1 protein-coding gene is annotated in these 718 nt (G+C 65.9%); it reads left to right on the top strand.

Annotated elements, in window-relative coordinates:
• On the top strand, nucleotides 1-368 hold a 368-nt coding region (locus MJ783_RS08185; RefSeq protein ID WP_239309717.1), incomplete at its 5' end, for a hypothetical protein.
• Nucleotides 369-718 lie beyond the last annotated feature (350 nt).

Here is a 718-nt window from a genome sequence, read left to right as displayed (position 1 = left end):
CCGGTGAGTACTGGTTCTTGGCCGAGTTCGTGAGCAGGGTGTCAACGGCCAGGTCGGGGCGGCCGATCCGGGTCGCGGCCATGGCCATGGTGGGGAAGTCCCAGCCCAGGAGCTGCTCCAGTCCCAGTCTGCGCGGACGTCGAGCAGCGTCGCTTCCATCGTGGCGCTACTACAAGCAGCAGGACTTCACGGCGCCCGAGACCTCCACATCGGCAGCTGGTCCGGACAGCTACTCGTACTCCCGCTCACCCCACAGCCATGACCAGCGCGGCGCCGAGCCGATCGAGAAGAAGATCTGCGAGCCGTTGGGAGGTCGGATCGCGCCGGCGGGACCCGCACGGGAAGCGGTCTCGCTGATCGCACGATGACCTCGACCCGAACGTGGCGACACTCCGTGCGCACCCGGCCCTTTCGGGGCAGTCGGCGTCGGGAGCGTCGGGAGCGCCGCGATCTCGACAGATCACACCGTGGTCAGCGGTACGCCTGCCAGGCACATCGACACGACCCTCTACATCAGGCTGGCGTCGACGGCGCGCTCCACAGCGCCAGCGGGCGGTCCGATGTCACGTACAGCAACTAAAGCGTCCGGTCAAGCGGAGACCATGTTTCCGTACGAACCGAATGATCATGCAGCCGAGCTGGGCGTTTAGGTAGCAGTCGCTGCCCTGGGCTGGTAGGTGCAACTTATCTGCCCAGGTCAGAGGCTAATCACTCTCCG

Source organism: Protofrankia sp. Cj3 (genome assembly GCF_917627355.1).
GTDB lineage: Bacteria > Actinomycetota > Actinomycetes > Frankiales > Frankiaceae > Protofrankia.
The sequence above is the reverse complement of the archived record's forward strand: the minus strand, read 5'-3'. Positions and strand labels throughout refer to the sequence as shown.